Here is an 18,852-nt window from a genome sequence, read left to right on the forward strand (position 1 = left end):
TGCCGACCTCCGGTTCGCCGATTTCAGCAGGAATCGGCCCTGCTGCACGCCCGTAGATTTCAGGGGCCATATCATAGCGAACAGACTCTGTAGGCCCGGTAAGCGCAGCGCCACCGGGCAAGGACATCGGGCACGGCGGCAATACCTTGCCCGGCCTGCCGTTAATTTATTCACTCTCCTGGCTGGAATGGCCGCCCCCAAACGCGCCCGCTATTTCCTCTCCACCGTTATCATGGTCACGAACGGATGATATTGCCACGGCACGCTGCCGCCTTTGCGGTACATCTTCGACAGGGTGCCGTCGAGATAAAGCATCTGTCGCACCCCAAGCTTTGACTGCGCATAGCAGGCAAAATCATAGAAGTTGGTCTCGCGATCGCTGAGCATAAACACCACCCGGCCTTGCTTATCGATGCCAACCCCGTTGCGCAGTTTGCGCGAGCTGGCGGAGGGCTTCAGCCGCCAGTTGATGACGCCATTCTCAATCAGCATCGGGCCGGACTGCACCGCATAGCGGATGGCGGGAGAGCGTTTGTACGCCGGCAGCGGCACGATTTTCGCCCGGCCGTTCTCCACCAGGAATACGCCGCCGGGGCGGATAAAGAAGTTCCCGCCGCCGGCGGAGCGGTTTACCGGCGTCAGGCGTTTGCCGTCTTCGATATACAGCCCCAGCGGCGCGTAGGCCTTATCGTAAATGCCGCCGTTCATCGCCATCTGCACCCGGCCATCGCCATCGATACCCGCCAGCAGCGAACGCAGGGAACCCCAGGCTTTACCGTGCCGATCCTGCCAGTACATTGCAATGCGCTCTTTCTGCGCATCCACCCGATAGCTCTGCAGGGTTAGCGTCGGGTCGGTGAGGGTACAGGCGGCGCTGGCGACGGCGGCCAGGGGCAGCAGCGCCAGGGGGAGCAGGCAGCGTAATAACATGGGCAATCCTTTCTATGGTCTGCGCCGAGTATACCCGCCTCGCTGTCTTATGCCGCCCAAATCTCACAGTGTTTTTGCACCAGCCCGGAAAGCGAACCGCCGTTGGCGATAAACTCGCGCATCTGCTGCGCCTCGCTGTGCGGCGATTTCGCCTGGCGAACCACCGCCTCCAGCGCCGCCGTCGCCTTCAGCTGATGGGCGAAAGGAGCCAGCCGGTCGGCGAGCTGCAGGATCTCCTGGCGGATGCTGCGCTGCTCCCCGCTGCGCACGTCGGTAAGGGTCCCGTCCAGCCCGTAGCGGCAGGCCTGATAGCGGTTAAAAGGGTACAGCAGATAATCATCAGGCTGGTGCTTAAAGGGGCGCTCCGTCAACAGCCAGCAGGCCAGGGTCTGTATAAAGCCGGCGATATGGATCGCCTGGGCGAGGGTCAGAGGAGTGTCCATCACCCGCACCTCGACGGTCCCAAACTGCGGGCTGGGGCGAATATCCCAGTGCAGATCCTTCATGCTGTCGATCATGCTGGTGTAGCTCAGCTGGCGGAACAGGCGACGAAACCCCTGCCAGTCGGCCACCCACGGCATCGGACCGTTGTCGGGATAAGAGGAGAAGCGGTTGAGGCGCGAACAGGCGAAGCGGCTGTCGGTGCTGTCGAACCACGGCGAGGCGGCGTTGAGGGCGATGAAGTGCGGCACAAAGCGCGACAAGCCGTGCAGCAGATAGATGGCGTCGTCGCCGCTCTGGCAGCCGACGTGCACATGCTGGCCAAAGACCGTCGCCTGCTGCGCCAGATAGCCAAAATGCTCGACGGTTTTGACATAGCGCGGATTGTCGCTGATCTGCTGGCGCTGCCAGGCATGAAAGGGGTGGGAACCCCCGCCGCAGATCTGCAGATGATGATGCAGCGCCGCGCGCTGGACCGCCTGCTGGATGGCGCTGAGCTGGATTTGCGCATGGCTGATGTCGCGGCACACCCCGGTGGCGATCTCCAGCATGCTCTCGGTGATATCGTGCTTGGCTTCTCCCACGGTCAGCTCATGCTGGACGTCGGCAATCAGCGTCGAGGCATCCTGGCTGAGGTCGTAACCTGGCGGGTTCACCACCTGCAGCTCCAGTTCGATACCGAGGGTAAAAGGATCGGAGCGGTGAAAATCGGCTAAAGGCATAGTCTCTCCCGGTCGATGTGTTCCCTGAAGTATAGAAGGGATTGATCCCGAGGGAGAATACGCGGCGGCGGAGGACGGGGATGAATAAAAAAGTGACGCAGAGTGATTATTTGAAATTTGCCATATAGCGGCTGGTGCAATTCTGCAACATATTTCCCGCTGGCGGTGCGACGGAATAAGGTGCAATTATTTTCCCATAATTATCATGGTGATAATATAAGTCCTTCTTATTTTACCGGTCGGTTTTGGCCTATTATCGCCCGCGTAAGAGCTGGTACGCATTTTGCCTGTTAATCCGTGACACTTTATTTAACAGGGATCATGTGATGCACAAAAAGACGTTATTTTCGCGTGCCGGTCGTCTCGCCGTGGCGGTGAGCGGCGCACTGGCCCTGGCGGGCGCCGCCTTACCTGCCAACGCCTCCACGCTGCGGATCGCCATGACCGCCGCGGATATTCCGTTAACCCTCGGCCAGCCGGATCAGGGCTATGAGGGCAACCGCTTTACCGGCATCCCGCTGTACGACGCGCTGGTGGAGTGGGATCTGTCGCAAGGTGAAAAGCCCAGCGGTCTGGTGCCGGGGCTGGCGACCGAGTGGCACATCGATCCGCAGAACACCAGCCGCTGGATTTTCACCTTGCGTCCGGGCGTCAGGTTCCATGATGGGACGGAGGTGAACGCCGACGCCATCGTCTGGAACGTGGATAAGGTGCTGAATAAAGCGGCGCCGCAGTACGCCCCGGGGCAGATCGGCAACACCCTGTCGCGCATGCCGACCCTCACCGGCGCGGAGAAAATTGACGACCACACCGTGGCGCTGACCACCTCGGAACCGGACGCGCTGCTGCCGTACAACATCACCAACCTGTTTATTGTCTCGCCCACGGCGTGGCAGAAGCAGTATGACGCGGTGCCGGCCAGCGCGGGGGATAGCGCCGCGCGCAGCAAACAGGCATGGACCGCCTTCGCCGCCCATGCGGTGGGCAGCGGCCCGTTCAAACTGGAGAAGCTGGTGCCGCGTCAGCAGCTGATCCTCGCGAAAAACCCCGACTACTGGAACAAAGATCGCATTCCCCGGGTGGATAAGGTGGTGCTGATCCCTTTGCCGGAGGCCAACGCCCGCACCGCGGCGCTGCTGTCGAAGCAGGTGGACTGGATTGAAGCCCCGGCGCCGGACGCCATCGATCAGATCAAGTCTCAGGGTTTTCACCTTTACGCCAACACCCAGCCGCACCTGTGGCCCTGGCAGTTCTCCTTTGAAAAAGGATCGCCGTGGCAGGACATTCGGGTGCGCAAAGCGGCCAACCTGTGTCTGAACCGCGCCGAGCTGAAAAGCTACCTCGGCGGCTACATGACCGAGGCCACCGGGGTCTACGAGGCCGACAGCCCGTGGCATGGCAAACCCACCTTCCAGATCAAATATGACCCGGACGCCGCCCGTCAGCTGATGACCGAGGCTGGATACAGCGCCGGCAAGCCGCTGCACGTCACGGTGGCCACCTCGGCCTCCGGCTCCGGGCAGATGCAGCCTTTGCCGATGAACGAGTATATCCAGCAGAGCCTGAAGAGCTGCTTCTTCAATGTGGATATTAAAGTGGTGGAATGGAACACCCTGTTCACCAACTGGCGCCTGGGCGCCCGGGATCCCTCGGCAAAAGGGATCGACGCGATCAACGTCAGCGCCGCGGTCAATGATCCCTATTTTGGCCTGATCCGCTTCTCGACCGCCAAAGCGTTTCCGCCGGTGGCGACCAACTGGGGCTACTTCGCCACCCCAGAGACGGAAAAACTCGCCGCCGCCGTCAAGCACGCCTTTACCCCGGAAGCGATGAATAAAGCCGCCGGCGATCTGCACGCCGCGCTGGTGGATCAGGTGCCGTTCCTGTTTGTCGCCCACGACGTCGGGCCGCGCGCGATTTCGCCCGCGGTGACCGGAGTGGTGCAACCGCAGAGCTGGTTTATCGACCTCAGCCTGGTGAGCAAAAAAGAGTAATCGCGAAAGGGGCAACCGATGATCAATACGCTGCTATACCGCATTCTGCTGGCTATCCCCACCATGCTTGGGGTGGCGGTGATCTGTTTCATGCTGGTGCAGATCGCGCCGGGCGACCCGCTGGTGTCGGTGATGCCGCCGGACGCCTCGGAGGCGCTGCGCCAGACGCTGATGCAGGCCTACGGCTTTGATAAGCCGCTGCCTCTGCAGTTTATCCACTGGCTGTGGCGGGCGCTGCACGGCGACCTCGGTATGTCGGTCGCCACCGGCCGCCCGGTGATAGACGAGGTGATGACCGCAGTGGCTTACTCCCTGCGCCTGGCGCTGCTGGCGACGGCGATCGGCTTCGTCCTCGGCAGCCTGTTTGGCTTTGTCGCCGGCTATTTTCGCAACAGCGTCATTGACCGTCTGGCCTCGGTGTTGTCGGTGTTTGGCGTCAGCGTGCCGCATTACTGGCTGGGGATGCTGTTGGTGATCCTCTGCAGCGTCAAGTTCGCGCTGCTGCCGGCCACCGGCGGCGGGCCGATAGGCGAGGTGGGCTGGCAATGGGACTGGGCGCACCTGCAGTTCATGCTGCTGCCGGCCATCACGCTGTCGGTGATCCCGACCGGGATTATCGCCCGCACCGTGCGCTCGCAGGTAGCCGATATCCTCAGCCAGGAGTTTATCGTTGGCCTGCGCGCCCGCGGCCTTAACGAATCGCGCATCTTCGTCCACGTCATGAAAAATGCCGCGCCAACCGCGCTGGCGGTGATGGGGCTGCAGGTGGGCTATCTGATGGGCGGCTCGATCCTCGTGGAGACTGTCTTCTCCTGGCCGGGGACCGGGCTGCTGCTCAACACCGCCATTTTTCAGCGCGACCTGCCCCTACTGCAGGGCACCATCTGGGTGCTGGCGCTGTTTTTCGTGTTGCTCAACCTGTTGGTGGATATTCTGCAGGCCACCCTCGACCCGCGCATTAAGAGGAGCTGACCATGGTGGATACGGCAACGACGAAAGCGGTCCCGGCCGCGCCGGCCAACGCTTCCCGGCAAGGTTACTGGCGCGGCGTGCTGCGCCGCTTACTGCGCGATCCCGGCGGCGTGGTGGTGGGGGTAGTGATCCTCCTGCTGCTGGCCCTGGCGCTGTTAGGGCCATGGCTTATCGTCAAAGACCCCTATCAAACGTCGATGTTCCTGCGCCTGAAGCCCATCGGCAGCGACGGCTTCCCGCTGGGCTCTGATGAGCTGGGGCGCGACATGCTGTCGCGACTGATTCTCGGCACCCGGCTGTCGCTGTTTATGGGGATTGTCCCGGTGGTGTTCGCCTTTTTTATCGGCGGCGCCATCGGGATCATCGCCGGCTACATGGGCGGCAAAATCAATACCGTGATTATGCGCACCGTGGATGTGTTCTATGCCTTTCCCTCGGTCCTGCTGGCGATTGCGCTGTCGGGGGCGCTGGGGGCGGGCATCGGCAATGCGCTGCTGTCGCTGACCCTGGTGTTTGTCCCGCAGGTGGCGCGGATTGCCGAGAGCGTGACCGCCCAGGTACGGCATATGGACTATATCGACGCCGCCCGGGCCACCGGCGCCAGCGCGTTGACCATTATCCGCGTCCAGGTGCTGGGTAACGTGCTCGGGCCGATCTTCGTCTTCTCCACCGGGCTGATTTCGGTGTGCATGATCCTCGCCTCCGGCCTGTCGTTTCTCGGCCTCGGCGTGCGGCCGCCGGAGCCCGAGTGGGGGCTGATGCTCAATACCCTGCGCACGGCAATCTATACCCAGCCGTGGGTGGCCGCCCTGCCGGGCCTGATGATTTTTATCACCTCCATTTCGTTCAATATCCTCGCGGACCGCCTGCGTGCGGCAATGGCGATTAAGGAGTAAGCGATGCAACCCTTTATCAATATCGATCTCGGCGGGCCGGCGCAGCCGCTGCTGAAGGTCAATCATCTGCTGAAGTACTTCCGCGGCGGCAAAGGCCGGGAGGTGGTCCAGGCGGTGGACGATATCAGCTTCACGGTGATGAAAGGTGAAACCCTGGGGGTGGTCGGCGAGTCGGGCTGCGGCAAATCGACCACCGCCCGACTGCTGATGCAGCTGCTCACCCAGGACAGCGGCGAACTGATCTTCGACGGGCTGGAGGTTGGCTCGTCGCGTCTGCCCATGAAAGCCTACCGTCGCCAGGTGCAGATGGTTTTCCAGGATAGCTATGCCTCGCTCAATCCGCGCATGACCATGGAGGAGAGCATCGCCTTCGGCCAGCGCGTCCACGGCGTCAGCGCCAGAGAGGCCAGCGAATACGCCCGCTATCTGCTGGCGCACGTCGGCCTTGAACCGGCGCGCTTTGCCGACCGCTACCCGCATGCGCTCTCCGGCGGCCAGCGGCAGCGGGTGAATATCGCCCGCGCGCTGGCGATGAAGCCGCGGCTGGTCATTCTTGATGAGGCGGTGTCGGCGCTGGATAAATCGGTGGAAGCCCAGGTGCTGCAGCTGCTGCAGGAGCTAAAACGCACCCTCGAGCTGACCTATGTGTTTATCAGCCACGATCTGCACGTGGTTCGCTGGCTGTCGGATCGGATCCTCGTTATGTACCTTGGCGAAGTGGTAGAGATCGGCCCGGCGGAGCAGCTGTTTACCGCCTCCGCCCACCCCTATACCCGGGCGCTGTTAAGCTCCATGCCCTCCATGGACCCGGAACACCGCACCCTGACCTCGCCGCTGAGCGGCGATCCCCCCAGCCCCATCGCGCCGCCGAGCGGCTGTCGCTTTCACACCCGCTGCCCGCATGCGAAGGCGGTCTGCGCCGAAGTGAAACCGCGGCTGGAGGCGGTCGGGGAGGGGCACCAGAGCGCCTGCCTGATGGCGCAGCCGGCCTCGCTCTGGCATCAGAGCATCCCCCTTAAGGAGGTCAGCCATGTCGGATAACGCCTTTGTCCATGTGCGCGACCTGCGGGTCGTCTTTCGCCGCGACGGGCAGACCATCAACGCGGTCAACGGGGTCTCCTTTGACGTACAAAAGGGGGAGGTGATGGCGCTGATTGGCGAGTCGGGTTCCGGCAAGAGCGTGACCCTGCGGGCGCTGATGCGCCTGCACCCGCCGGGGAGCAGTGAGCTCTCCGGCACCCTGCGGGTGGGTGACGACGCGGTGCTGACGATGAGCGCCAGCCAGCTGCGGCGCTACCGCGGCGGGCGCTGCGCGATGATTTTTCAGGAGCCGCTACTGGCCTTCGACCCGGTCTACACCGTTGGGCAGCAGATTACTGAAGGGCTGCGTCGCCACGAAGGGCTGTCGCGCCAGGCGGCCCGGGACAGGGCACTGGAGGCCCTGCGCCAGGTGCGCATTCCCAGCCCCGAGCGGCGGCTGGACGCTTACCCGCACGAGATGTCCGGCGGGATGCGCCAGCGGGCGATGATCGCCCTCGCGCTCTCCTGTAACCCGCAGCTGCTGCTGGCGGATGAGCCGACCACCGCCCTCGACGCCACGGTGCAAATCCAGATCCTGATCCTGCTGCGCGAGCAGCAAAAGCAGCGCGGGCTGTCGATCGTGTTTGTGACCCACGACATCGGCGCCGCGGTGGAGATCGCCGACCGGGTGGCGGTGATGTACGCCGGGCGGATCGTCGAGGAGGCTTCTATGAGTGAGATCCTGCGCCACCCACGCCATCCTTATACCCGGGTGCTGCTGGGCAGCCGGCCGAAAGAGGGGCTTAAGAAAGGCGATGCCCTGCACTGCATTCCCGGCGCGCCGCCGGATCTGGCGCGCTTGCCGCCCGGCTGCGCCTTTGCCGAGCGCTGCCCGCACCGTCGCCCGGTCTGCGAGCAGAGCCTGCCGCCGACGGAATCCGTCGCGGAGCGCCACGCGGTGAGTTGCCACCGCTGGCGCGAGCTGGCGATTGACGCCAACGCGCAGGCCCTGGCCGTCTGACCGGCGGCAACACACCACGATGAAGACCAGGCGCTGATGCCTTTTTTCCCACCGCCGGTTGCGCTGGCGGCGACCTTGATGTCAGGAGACCACCATGAGCTGTGATGTACTTTTTACCCCCGCGACCGACACCACCGGCTGGCGTATCAATGGCGACCGCCTGTGGGCGTCGTTAATGGATCTCGCGCAGATCGGCGCCACGCCGAAGGGCGGCTGCCGCCGTCTGACCCTCACCGACCTCGACCGTCAGGGGCGGGACCGGGTGATTGGCTGGGCGCGGGAGGCCGGGATGAGCGTCACCATCGATAAAATCGGCAATGTGTTTATGCGTCGGGAAGGGCGCAACCCCAGCCTGCCGCCCATCGTCTCTGGCAGCCATATCGACACCCAGCCCACCGGCGGCAAATTTGACGGCAACTACGGCGTGCTGGCGGCGCTGGAGGTGGTGCGCACGCTCAACGATCTGCAGATTGCCACCGAGGCGCCGATTGAGGTGGTGTTCTGGACCAACGAAGAGGGGTCGCGCTTTGTGCCGGTGATGATGGGCTCCGGGGTCTTTGCCGGGGTCTTCCCGCTGGAGGAGACCTGGGCCGTCACGGATAAAGAGGGCGTCAGCGTCGGCGAGGCGCTGGCGCAGATCGGCTATATCGGCGAGCAGACCCCGGGAGAGCATCCCGTAGGCGCCTATTTTGAGGCGCACATTGAGCAGGGGCCGATTCTCGAAGATGAAGCGAAAACCATCGGTATCGTGCAGGGCGTGCTGGGGATCCGCTGGTACGACTGCGTGGTGACCGGTCAGGCGTCGCATGCCGGGCCCACGCCGATGCGCCTGCGTCAGGATGCCCTGCAGGTGGCGACCCGCATTATGCAGGAGGTGGTAGCCATTGCCGGACGCAGCGAAGAGGGACGCGGCACCGTCGGCAGCGTGCAGGTGTGGCCCAACAGCCGCAACGTGGTGCCCGGAGAGGTCACCTTCTCCATTGATATGCGCAATCTCAGCGATGCGCTGGTGGATGAAATGGATCGCCAGCTGCGGGCGTTTATCGCGGAGGTTGAGCGGGAAAGCGGTCTGCAGGTGGCCCTGAAGCAGGTGAGCCACTATCCGGCGGCGCCCTTCGATGGCGAATGCCAGCAGGCCATTGCCGATGCCGCGCAGCGGCTGGGCTACCCGGCGCGGCCGATCGTCTCCGGCGCCGGGCATGACGCAGTGTATATGAGCTACCTGGCGCCGACCGGGATGATTTTTATCCCCTGCAAGGATGGGATCAGCCATAACGAAATGGAGTATGCCTCGCCGGAGCACGTCGCCGCCGGCGCCAACGTGCTGCTGCAGGTGATGCTCCAGTACGCGCGGCCGCTGTAGGCGGTCGCCCTCCCCGGCGGGGCGACCTGTTTCCAGCCGTTTGTCATGTGGTAGCCCGGGTCAGCGGTTACGCCGCCGAAACCCGGGACGGCGGATGTAGGGGCGGTCAATCACTGCTCCTGCTCTCTGCGCTAACCCGCCGGCGGCCACATTTGCGCGAGCCCATCACGCACAGCACCACGCCGAGGGTAACCGCCAGCATCAAGGGGCTGACGGTTTCGTGCAACAGCGCCGCCGACAGGCCAAGCCCGAAGAACGGCTGCAATAGCTGGAGCTGGCCGACGGCGGCGATCCCGCCCGCGGCCAGCCCTTTGTACCAGAAGATAAAACCGATCAGCATACTGAAGAGCGACACATAGCCGAGCGCGGTCCAGGAGGAGGCCGATATGGCATGCCAGGACGCAGGCTGAACCATCAGCGAGGCGGGGAGCATCAACGGCAGGGCAATCACCAGCGCCCAGCAGATCACCTGCCAGCCGCCGAGCTCCCGCGTCAGCTTCGCCCCTTCCGCATAGCCGAGGCCGCAGGCGATAACTGCCGCCAGCATCAGCAGATCGCCGCTGAGCGACGTCGCCGCACTTTGCGTCAGGGCGAATCCCATCACCAGCAGGCTGCCCAGCAGCGAAAAGATCCAGAAAGCGCGCTGTGGACGCTCGCCGCCGCGCAGCACACCAAAAATAGCGGTCATCAGCGGCAGCAGACCAATAAACACAATCGAATGCGCCGAGGTGATGCGCTGCAGGGCCAGCGCCGTGAGCAGGGGAAAGCCGATCACCACCCCTGATGAGACGATGATCAAGGGCACAAGCTGCACCAGGCGCGGGCGTTTCTGGCGAAAGCCGACCAGCAGGGCGATGGCAAGCAGCCCGGCGATGGAGGCGCGCAGAAAGGTCAATAACAACGGATCCATATCCTGCACCGCCAGCCGCGTCGCGGGCAGGGAACCGCTAAAAATAATCACCCCCAGTAAACCATGAAACCATCCGGACCAGGGACCGGGCGCCGATTTATCCAATATTGAATCTACCACGTTAACCTCGCGTTATCTGATTGGGCTGCGCCCGCTTGAGCATCGTCAGTGGCGATGGTAATGTGGCCAATCTGATACAATCAAATTATTGTCATAGATACATTTCACGATGAAAGCTCGATACAAAGCCGTTGTCGACCGATACGCGCAGGCGATCCGCAGCGGGCAGCTGCCCGCCGGCAGCCGTCTGCCAACGCACCGTACCCTTGCCGCCGATGAACGCCTCTCGCTGGCCACCGCCACCCGCGTCTACCGTGAACTGGAAGAGATGGGGCTGGTTAGCGGCGAAACCGGCCGCGGCACCTTCGTGCGCGACCTCGCGCTGCCGCCGGGGCATGGGGTCGATCAGCAGGTGGTGGCCGCTGACGTCGTGGATCTTAACTTCAACTACCCTTCGCTGCCGGCGCAGGGCGATGCGCTGCGCGAGGCGCTCAGGCAGCTGGCGATGGCGGGCGATATTGATTCGCATCTGCGCTATCAGCCTCACGCCGGGCGGCTCGCCGAGCGGGACATTATCGCCCGCCATTTGACCTGCCGACACTTTGCGCCGGCCGCGGAAAATGTCCTGATCGTTAACGGCGCACAGCACGGGCTGGCGGTGACCGTTATGGGGCTGTTACGTCCGGGCGATGTGGTGGCGGTTGATGCTCTGACCTATTCGGGCTTCAAGGTTCTGGCGGCGCTCTATCATCTGGAGCTGGCGGCCATCCCCTGTGGGGCCGAGGGGCCGGACCTGCAGGCGCTTCATGCGCTGTGCCAGCAGCGGCGAGTGCGGGCGGTGTATACCATGCCGACGCTGCACAATCCGCTGGGCTGGGTGCTCAACGCCGGGCAGCGGCAGGCGCTGGCCGACCTCGCGCGCCAGCACGATCTGCTGATTATTGAAGATGCGGCTTACGCCAGGCTGGTGAGCCGCCCGCCGCCGCCGGTGGTCAGCTATGCGCCGGAAAGAACGGTGTATGTCACCGGATTTTCGAAAAATATCGCCACCGGACTGCGCGTGGGGGTGGTGATTTCTCCGCCGCGCTATCGGCCGGAGATTGAGCGCGCCATCCGGGCCACGACGTGGAATACGCCGACGCTGATAAGTTCGCTGATCTGCGCCTGGATTGAAGATGGCACGGTGGCCCGCTTTGAAACACAGAAACGCCAGGATGCGCGGCAGCGGCAACAGGTGGCCCGCGAGGTGCTTTGTGGGCTTCCCGTTGTCAGTCATCCCGATTCGTACTTCGTCTGGCTGCCTCTGGGGGAAGAGAGCCGGGCCGATCGGCTGGCGAACGCGCTGATGGAACAGCGTATTTCGGTGTCGACCGCCGAGCCGTTCTGCGTCTCCGCCACGATTCCACAGGCGCTGCGCATTGCGCTCGGATCGGTGCCTTTCGACAGTCTGCGCCCGGCGCTGCTCAGCGTGCGCGATGCCGTTGAGTACGAACAATTTCGCTAACCCATCTGCTCCAGCTGGCCGCGCAGGACCTCCACCCCCTGGGCGATGGCGTCGGGGTTAATGGCGTGGAATCCCATGCGAAAGTAGTTATCCGGCGGCGCGGCGCTGAGAAAATGGCGCGCCCCGGGCTCAATCAGCACGCCGGCGTGGGCGGCGCGCCAGGTGAGCTGCTGGGTGTTGATCTGCGCCGGGGTCTGCAGCCAGAAGGCGTTAGCGTGTTCGCTCCCCGCCAGCGCGCGACAGGACGGCAGATAGCGCTGCAGGGCGGCGTGCAGGCGCTCCCAGCGCTGGGCGGAGTCGTAGTGGTAGCGCCGCAGATGGGTTTCATAATGTCCCTGGGCGAGGAAATGGGCCATCTGGTACTGAATGTTGGTCGGCGGATGGCGATAGACCAACCGGCGCAGGGCGCGCGCCTCGTCGATCAGGTCCGGGTCGGCGACCATAAATCCCAGCCGCAGCCCCGGCGATAGCGCCTTTGACAGGCTGCTGACATACACCACCCGGCCGCTGCGGTCGCTGGCCTTCAGCGCCGGCAGCGGGTTGAGGGTAAAGTTACTCTCCGAGTCATAATCATCTTCAATGATCACCGCGTCATGGCGGGCGGCATGCTCCAGCAGCTGGCGACGCCGCGCGCTGCTCATTGCCACCCCGGTGGGCACCTGGTGGCCGGGGGTGACATAGTAGTAATCGCAGGGACGTTCGTTAAGCACGATCCCCTCTTCATCCACCGGGTGCGGCACCACCTCGGCGTCGGCGAGCAGAAAGGTGTTGATGGCTTCGCGAAAGCAGGGGTTTTCGACGCCAATGCGGGTGGTGGAGGAGAGCAGCAGCCGGGTCAGCAGGTAGAGGGCGTTTTGCGAGCCCAGGGTGATGAGAATTTCGTCCGGGGCGGCGACAATGCCGCGCTTGGGCAGCACCCGGGTGCGGATCTGCTCGATGAGCATCGGCACATCCTGGTCAATATGGTCGATGACCCACGCCGGGTCGCGCACCCCGCCGTGCAGCCAGTTCGCCGCCGAGCGCCAGGTGGCCAGCGGGAACTGACGGGTATCGGGCTGGCCGTAGATAAACGGGTAGCGGTAGTGCATCCAGCCCGCCGGTTTGAGGATCGACTCCTGCTGGCTGGGGGTCATCTGCAGCCGGTCGCCCCAGCGTGGTGCAGCCGCTTCGCGCTGCGGTGCACTCTCGACCGCGGCAGGTGAAGCATCGTGATAGTGGGGGTGCAGGTAGTAACCACTTCGCGGGCGGCTAATCAGGTAGCCCTCGTTGACCAGACTTTCGAACACCAGGGCGGTGGTGTTGCGCGAGACGCGCAGCTGGCTGGCCAGCTGGCGGCAGGAGGGCAGCGGGGTGTCGGCGGCGAAGATCCCGCTGAGAATGGCATTCACCAGCGTCTCTCGCACCTGCTCCTGCAAACCGCGACCAGGCTCAAAATCAACGTGTAACAGGTGACGGATCATACGGGGCTCCTCTGGCAATAACGCATCGCGACCACCCGCTAAGCTCAGCAAATTCCATACCACCCTTCCGCCATCTGACACAGCGATGCGGCCCATCTGGCTCTATACGGAATTGCAAAACGCTCCCACATTAAAAACGCATTCAGCCGCCGTGGACCGGAACCTCCCGGCCTCTATTTTGCATAAACCTTTTCGCGTTCTGGAATGAACCCGTCTGGCCAATCCATCAGGGGTGAAATAATGAAAAAATCATTGGCATCAATATGTCTGAGCGCTGTATTAACGGTTGCTTTTTCTTATCACGCCGTCGCGGCCGATCTGCCGGAAATAGAAAAATCCGGCACCCTGAAAGTGGCGACGGAAGATGATTATGCGCCGTTTAACTTTATGAATAATGGCCAGGCCGATGGCTTTAACAAGGATATGCTTGAGGAGTTACGTAAATACGCCAAATTTCATGTCGACCAGAGCATATTACCATGGACCGGATTATTAGCGGCTGTCTCCACCGGGCAATATGATATGGCCTTAACCGGGGCGGTTATTACCGATGAGCGGCTGAAGGTTTTTGATTTCACCCCGCCGTGGGCCTCTGCGCAGCACTATTTTGTCAAACGCGCTGGCGATACCTCGCTAAATACCATTGCCGATCTCAGCGGCAAAAAAGTGGGCGTGCAGGCGGGCAGCGCGCTGCTGGCGCGTTTGCCGGAGCTGAAGGCGATGCTGGAGAAGACCGGCGGCAAGCTGGGACCGGTGGTGGAGTACCCCTCCTATCCGGAAGCCTACGCCGACCTGGCGAATAAGCGGCTGGATTACGTGATTAACGTGGTTATCTCGGTGAACGACCTGGCGAAAGCCAAACCGAAGGTCTTCGCCAAAGGGCTGGCCGTCTCCGGACCTGGCTATATGGCGTGGCCGATCCCGAAAAACTCGCCGCAGCTGCTGGCCTATATGACTAAGTTTATGAACCACATGAAGGAGACCGGCAAGCTCGCCGAGCTGCAGAAAAAATGGTTCGGCGAAACCTATGACAACCTGCCCACCGAGGCGATCACCAGCCCGGAACAGTTTCATAAGCTTGCCGGTCTGTAATGTTCCGCGGCGGGCGACCGCCGCCTGTTGCTGAGAAGGAGGGCCTCATGGATGCAATTTCCTGGCAGTTATTAATCGAAGGCGCATGGACGACCCTCTGGATTTCGGCCATCGCTATCGCCTTCGGGGTGGTGGCGGGGCTGCTGATCGCCCTGGTGCGGATGCTGCGTCTGCCGGTTATCGACCAGCTGCTGGTGGTCTATATCAGCCTGGCCCGCGCGACGCCGCTGGTGACGCTGGTGCTGTTTCTGTTCCTTTCCCTGCCCACGATGGGCATTAACCTCGACAAGAACGTGGCCGCCATCGTGGCGCTGACGCTTAACACGTCGGCGTTTAACGCTGAGATCTGGCGCAACGCCTTCCGCACCTTTCCGCGCGAACAGCGGGAGGCGGCAGAGTCGGTGGGGATGCGCCGCTGGACCTACTTCCGCTACATCATGCTGCCGCAGATGTGGATCGAAAGCCTGCCGGCGCTGGTCAATGAGATGTCGTTTTTGATCAAAGGTAGCCCGGCGATCGCCGTGATTGGCGTGGTGGATCTTACCCGGGTGACCAACCGTATCTCCTCGGTCACCTACGAGCCGCTGTCGCCGATCCTCGCCGCCGGCCTGCTGTATGTGGCGATCATCGGCTGTTTGTTGAAGCTGCAGGGGATCGCGGAACGGAAAGCCAGGCGCCTGGCGCGCTAGCAACGGGAGGTATTATGAATCAGTGGGGCGTTATCTGGTCGGTACGCGATAGCTTTATTGCCGGGTTATTCGCGACCCTCGAACTGTTTATTACCGCCGCCCTGGCGGCCCTTATTATCGGTATTGCGCTGTGCTATTTGAGTGAATATCAAAAGAAAGTCCTTAACCGGGTTATCATTGGCTTTGTCAGCCTGATGCGCGCGATCCCTTTTTTGATCCTCGCCTATCTGCTGTATTACGGACTGCCGCAGCTCGGTATTAGCATGGAGCCGTGGACCGCCGGTTTATTGGCCCTGATTATTTATCATGGCGCCTACTTCTTTGAAATATTGCGCAGCCAGCGGCGGGTATTTTCTGGCGGGTATATTGAAGCGGCGATTGCTCAGGGCTTTTCTCGCTATGCCATTTTTCGGCGGATTATTTTACCCAATATCGTCTCTTCCGCCTTACCGCTGATCGGCAATCAGCTGATTATCTGCCTGAAGGACACCGCTTTCCTGAGCATTATTACCGTTCAGGAGATCACCGCCGCCGCCAACAGCGTCCAGGCGACCTATTTTATTCCGTTTAACGCCTTTATCGTCGCCATTGGGCTTTACTGGGCGATCAGCATTCTGCTGGAACTGCTGATTAAGCGCCTGACCGCCTGGGGAGCCAAACGAGGAATGAGCCATGCCTGAGTCTATTGCCGTAAGCGTCAAAAACGTCTCCAAGCAGTTCGATAATGTGGAAGTCCTGCGGGATATTAACCTGACGGTGGAGAAGGGGACCGTGGTGAGTATTCTCGGTTCGTCCGGGTCGGGAAAATCCACCCTGCTGCGCTGTATGAACTGGCTGGAACAGCCGGACCGCGGTGAAATTCATATCGGCGGTCAGCGGCTGGGGATTGATGAACAGCGCGGCCGGGCGATGTCGCACCGCCAGCTGGCCAAAATCCGCGAGCGGGTGGGGATGGTGTTTCAGAGTTTTAACCTGTGGCCGCATCTGACCGTGCAGCAAAACGTCAGTGAGGCGCTGCTGCGCGTTAAGGGCATGAAGCGGGACGAGGCGAAGGCCATGGCCATGCAGCAACTGGAGAAAGTCGGCATGGCGCACAAAGCCGATGTCTACCCGATCACCCTCTCCGGCGGGCAGAAGCAGCGGGTGGCGATCGCCCGTTCACTGGCGATGTCGCCAGAAGTTATCCTCTTCGATGAACCGACCTCGGCGCTGGATCCGGAGCTGGTGAACGAGGTGTTAGGAGTGATGAAAGCCCTTGCCGCCGAGGGCTACACCATGGTGGTGGTGACCCACGAGATGGATTTTGCCCGCCAGGTGTCCAATGAGGTGGTGTTTCTGGAGAAGGGGCTGCTGATTGAGAAGGCGCCGCCGGAGAAGTTCTTCACCCAACCTGACTCCGAGCGCGTCAGGCAGTTTCTGCAAAGCAGCCGCTAGACCGGCCTGTCCCCCCTGCCGGCAGCGCCGGCAGGGGAAGCGTCGGGCTTCTCTTAATCCCGATCGATGGCGAACGGCTGCCACGCCTGACGCACCGGCATCACCTCTACCCGGTTAATGTTCATATGCGCCGGCAGCGTGGCGATATAAAACATCTGCTCGGCGATATCGCGCGCGCTCAGCGGCGTGGTGCCGCGATAGAGCTTATCCGATGCCGCCTGGTCGCCCTTAGTGCGCACCAGGGTAAATTCGGTCTCGGCAATCCCCGGCGCCAGATCGGTGACTCGCACGCCGGTGCCAAGCAGATCGCAGCGCAGGTTATAGCTGAACTGTTTCACGAAGGCCTTGCTGGCGCCATAGACATGGCTGCCGGGATAGGGCCACTGTCCGGCGATCGAGCCGATATTGATAATGCTCGCTCCGGTGCCATGGCGAATCAGCGTCGGCAGCAGGGCGTGGGTGACCGTCACCAGACCGGTGACATTGGTGTCGATCATCGTTTTCCAGTCCTCCAGCGCCACCTCCTGCGCCGGCAGCGGCGACAGCGCCAGCCCGGCGTTGTTGATCAGGGTGGTGACATCGGCGAAATCGGCGGGCAGCGACGCCACGGCGGCAGCCACTGCCTCGCTGTCACGAACGTCAAGCTCAATAATATGCACCGGCACCTTAGCGGCGAGGCTGTCCTGTAAGGCCTTCAGTCGCGGATAGCGGCGCCCGCTCAACACCAGCGACCAGCCCGCGTCGGCAAACACCTGCGCTGCCGCTTCGCCAAAACCCGAGGTCGCCCCGGTGATAAACACTACGTTGCTCGTTGCCATCTCATTCTCCTGTGCGGTTGTCTCTTCACTATAAAAACGCCGGACGGCAAGGCACAGGGCCAGACGACGGGCGGGGATGTGACACCGTGTCACATCGTTTTGCGCGCACTGGCTCTATCCGATTTGCGCGGCCGCGGCCAATGATGAAGCCAACCACTACGACATGAGAGAGGGCAGGGTATGAAGCTGGCAATTCACAACGAGGTCGCGGTAAGCAATGACGAAGTTCGGCAATTGGATCGCGCCTATGTGTTTCATTCATGGTCGATGCAGGGCAATCTCAACCCGCTGGTCATCGCCGGGGCGCAAGGCTGCGAGCTGTGGGATTATGAGGGGAATACCTGGCTCGACTTCAGCAGCCAGCTGGTGAACGTCAACATTGGCTATCAACATCCCCGGGTGCTGGCGGCCATGAAGGCGCAGCTGGAGACCCTGGTCACCATCGCGCCCGCCACCGCCAACCTTGCCCGCGGCGAAGCGGCGAAGCGCATCGTCGACCTGGCGCCGGCGGGCTTCAGCAAGGTGTTCTTCACCAACGCCGGGGCGGATGCCAATGAGAACGCGATTCGCATGGCGCGGCTCTATACCGGGCGCGACAAGGTGCTCTCGGCCTATCGTTCCTACCATGGCAACACCGGCAGCGCGATCGCCGCCACCGGCGACTGGCGCCGGGTGCCGAATGAGTTCTCCCGCGGCCATGTGCACTTCTTCAACCCCTACCTTTACCGCAGCGAGTTCAACGCCGCGACTGAGGAAGAGGAGTGCCAGCGCGCGCTGGCGCATCTGCGGCGGATCATTGAATGCGAGGGGCCGACGGCCATCGCGGCGATCCTGCTGGAGTCCATCCCCGGCACCGCCGGGATCCTCGTGCCGCCGGCAGGCTATATGCAGGGCGTGCGCGCTCTGGCCGACGAGTTTGGCATCGTGCTGATCCTCGATGAGGTGATGGCCGGCTTTGGCCGCACCGGCAGCTGGTTCGCCTTCGAACAGGATGGCGTGGAGCCGGATCTGGTGACCTTTGCCAAGGGGGTTAACGCCGGCTACGTGCCGGCGGGCGGGGTGCTGATTAGCGAGCCGATTGCCCGCTACTTTGACGACCACTTCTTTGCCGGGGGGCTGACCTACTCCGGCCATCCGCTGGCGATGGCGGCGATTGTCGCCACCATCGACGCGATGAAAGAGGAGAAGGTGGTTGAGAACGCGGCCTATATCGGCAATGAGGTGCTGCGACCCGGCCTCGAGGCGCTGGCGGAGAAGCACGCCATTATCGGCGAGGTGCGCGGTCGCGGCCTGTTCCAGGCGCTGGAGCTAGTAAGCAGCCGTAAACAAAAAACGCCGTTGACCGCCGCCGACATGGCCGCGATCAAAGGGGCCTTAACCGAGGCCGGACTGCTGGCCTTTGTGGTGGAAAACCGCATTCACGTGGTGCCGCCGTGCACCATTACTGCTGAGCAGGTGGCGCAGGGGCTGGCGATTTTTGATGCGGTATTCGCCCGCTTTGCCAGCCTGGCGAAGTAGGGGAGGGG

At 62.5% G+C, this 18,852-nt stretch carries 17 protein-coding genes; 12 read left to right on the top strand and 5 right to left on the bottom strand.

Features of this window, described 5'->3' with window-relative positions; genetic code table 11:
• Positions 1 to 210: 210 nt before the first annotated feature.
• Together KHQ24_RS03470 and KHQ24_RS03475 are read right to left on the bottom strand one after the other, a co-directional pair.
• Positions 211 to 930, bottom strand: coding sequence for a phosphodiester glycosidase family protein (locus KHQ24_RS03470; protein WP_017899017.1), 720 nt, complete (start codon positions 928 to 930; stop codon positions 211 to 213).
• Between the two features lie 47 nt (positions 931 to 977).
• Complete coding sequence (locus KHQ24_RS03475) at positions 978 to 2,093, bottom strand: YbdK family carboxylate-amine ligase (RefSeq protein ID WP_004202501.1); 1,116 nt, start codon at positions 2,091 to 2,093, stop codon at positions 978 to 980.
• A 326-nt stretch (positions 2,094 to 2,419) separates the two neighbouring features.
• Here KHQ24_RS03475 and KHQ24_RS03480 point away from each other — a divergent pair, with 326 nt between their 5' ends.
• From KHQ24_RS03480 to KHQ24_RS03505, 6 genes are all read left to right on the top strand, one after another.
• Positions 2,420 to 4,087, top strand: coding sequence for an ABC transporter substrate-binding protein (locus KHQ24_RS03480; protein ID WP_048323285.1), 1,668 nt, complete (start codon positions 2,420 to 2,422; stop codon positions 4,085 to 4,087).
• A gap of 18 nt (positions 4,088 to 4,105) precedes the next feature.
• Complete coding sequence (locus KHQ24_RS03485) at positions 4,106 to 5,059, top strand: ABC transporter permease (protein WP_017899019.1); 954 nt, start codon at positions 4,106 to 4,108, stop codon at positions 5,057 to 5,059.
• A gap of 2 nt (positions 5,060 to 5,061) precedes the next feature.
• Positions 5,062 to 5,955 (top strand): ABC transporter permease, encoded by an 894-nt coding sequence (locus tag KHQ24_RS03490; RefSeq protein WP_032455678.1) that lies wholly within the window; start codon positions 5,062 to 5,064, stop codon positions 5,953 to 5,955.
• A gap of 3 nt (positions 5,956 to 5,958) precedes the next feature.
• Positions 5,959 to 6,996 (top strand): ABC transporter ATP-binding protein, encoded by a 1,038-nt coding sequence (locus KHQ24_RS03495; protein ID WP_017899021.1) that lies wholly within the window; start codon positions 5,959 to 5,961, stop codon positions 6,994 to 6,996.
• Entirely contained in the window at positions 6,986 to 7,996 is a 1,011-nt protein-coding gene (locus KHQ24_RS03500) for an ABC transporter ATP-binding protein (protein ID WP_004202512.1), read from the top strand. Before KHQ24_RS03495 ends, KHQ24_RS03500 begins: the two co-directional genes overlap by 11 nt.
• A gap of 94 nt (positions 7,997 to 8,090) precedes the next feature.
• Positions 8,091 to 9,359 (top strand): Zn-dependent hydrolase, encoded by a 1,269-nt coding sequence (locus KHQ24_RS03505; protein WP_032455679.1) that lies wholly within the window; start codon positions 8,091 to 8,093, stop codon positions 9,357 to 9,359.
• A 106-nt stretch (positions 9,360 to 9,465) separates the two neighbouring features.
• Here KHQ24_RS03505 and KHQ24_RS03510 read toward each other — a convergent pair whose 3' ends face one another.
• Complete coding sequence (locus KHQ24_RS03510; protein WP_211777252.1) at positions 9,466 to 10,374, bottom strand: DMT family transporter; 909 nt, start codon at positions 10,372 to 10,374, stop codon at positions 9,466 to 9,468.
• Positions 10,375 to 10,498: 124 nt separating this feature from the next.
• On the opposite strand from KHQ24_RS03510, the gene KHQ24_RS03515 reads away from it, so the two are divergent.
• The gene (locus KHQ24_RS03515) at positions 10,499 to 11,833 is read left to right on the top strand and encodes a PLP-dependent aminotransferase family protein (RefSeq protein WP_064178048.1); all 1,335 of its coding nucleotides are present in this window, start codon (positions 10,499 to 10,501) and stop codon (positions 11,831 to 11,833) included.
• On the opposite strand, the gene KHQ24_RS03520 is transcribed toward KHQ24_RS03515, so the two are convergent.
• Positions 11,830 to 13,293 carry a PLP-dependent aminotransferase family protein gene (locus tag KHQ24_RS03520; RefSeq protein ID WP_096833610.1) on the bottom strand — a complete coding sequence of 488 codons (1,464 nt, stop codon included), beginning with the start codon at positions 13,291 to 13,293 and terminating at the stop codon, positions 11,830 to 11,832. The two genes, KHQ24_RS03515 and KHQ24_RS03520, sit on opposite strands and share 4 nt — an antisense overlap.
• A 240-nt stretch (positions 13,294 to 13,533) precedes the next feature.
• Here KHQ24_RS03520 and KHQ24_RS03525 point away from each other — a divergent pair, with 240 nt between their 5' ends.
• Genes KHQ24_RS03525 through KHQ24_RS03540 form a run of 4 tightly spaced genes read left to right on the top strand, consistent with a single transcriptional unit; the run spans position 13,534 to position 16,508 of the window.
• Positions 13,534 to 14,385, top strand: coding sequence for a transporter substrate-binding domain-containing protein (locus KHQ24_RS03525; RefSeq protein WP_023319919.1), 852 nt, complete (start codon positions 13,534 to 13,536; stop codon positions 14,383 to 14,385).
• A gap of 47 nt (positions 14,386 to 14,432) precedes the next feature.
• Complete coding sequence (locus KHQ24_RS03530) at positions 14,433 to 15,074, top strand: amino acid ABC transporter permease (RefSeq protein ID WP_002893187.1); 642 nt, start codon at positions 14,433 to 14,435, stop codon at positions 15,072 to 15,074.
• Positions 15,075 to 15,088: 14 nt separating this feature from the next.
• Complete coding sequence (locus tag KHQ24_RS03535; RefSeq protein ID WP_004885631.1) at positions 15,089 to 15,754, top strand: amino acid ABC transporter permease; 666 nt, start codon at positions 15,089 to 15,091, stop codon at positions 15,752 to 15,754.
• Entirely contained in the window at positions 15,747 to 16,508 is a 762-nt protein-coding gene (locus tag KHQ24_RS03540; RefSeq protein ID WP_004151676.1) for an amino acid ABC transporter ATP-binding protein, read from the top strand. The genes KHQ24_RS03535 and KHQ24_RS03540 overlap by 8 nt, the downstream gene beginning before the upstream one ends.
• A 53-nt stretch (positions 16,509 to 16,561) precedes the next feature.
• Here KHQ24_RS03540 and KHQ24_RS03545 read toward each other — a convergent pair whose 3' ends face one another.
• The gene (locus KHQ24_RS03545; RefSeq protein ID WP_048323300.1) at positions 16,562 to 17,326 is read right to left on the bottom strand and encodes an SDR family NAD(P)-dependent oxidoreductase; all 765 of its coding nucleotides are present in this window, start codon (positions 17,324 to 17,326) and stop codon (positions 16,562 to 16,564) included.
• Between the two features lie 180 nt (positions 17,327 to 17,506).
• Between KHQ24_RS03545 and KHQ24_RS03550 the strand changes: the two genes are divergently transcribed.
• Complete coding sequence (locus tag KHQ24_RS03550) at positions 17,507 to 18,844, top strand: aspartate aminotransferase family protein (RefSeq protein WP_064188092.1); 1,338 nt, start codon at positions 17,507 to 17,509, stop codon at positions 18,842 to 18,844.
• The last annotated feature ends 8 nt before the right edge of the window (positions 18,845 to 18,852 follow it).

It is taken from the genome of Klebsiella sp. 54, assembly GCF_018223875.1.
In the GTDB taxonomy this organism is placed as follows: Bacteria; Pseudomonadota; Gammaproteobacteria; order Enterobacterales; family Enterobacteriaceae; genus Klebsiella; species Klebsiella quasipneumoniae.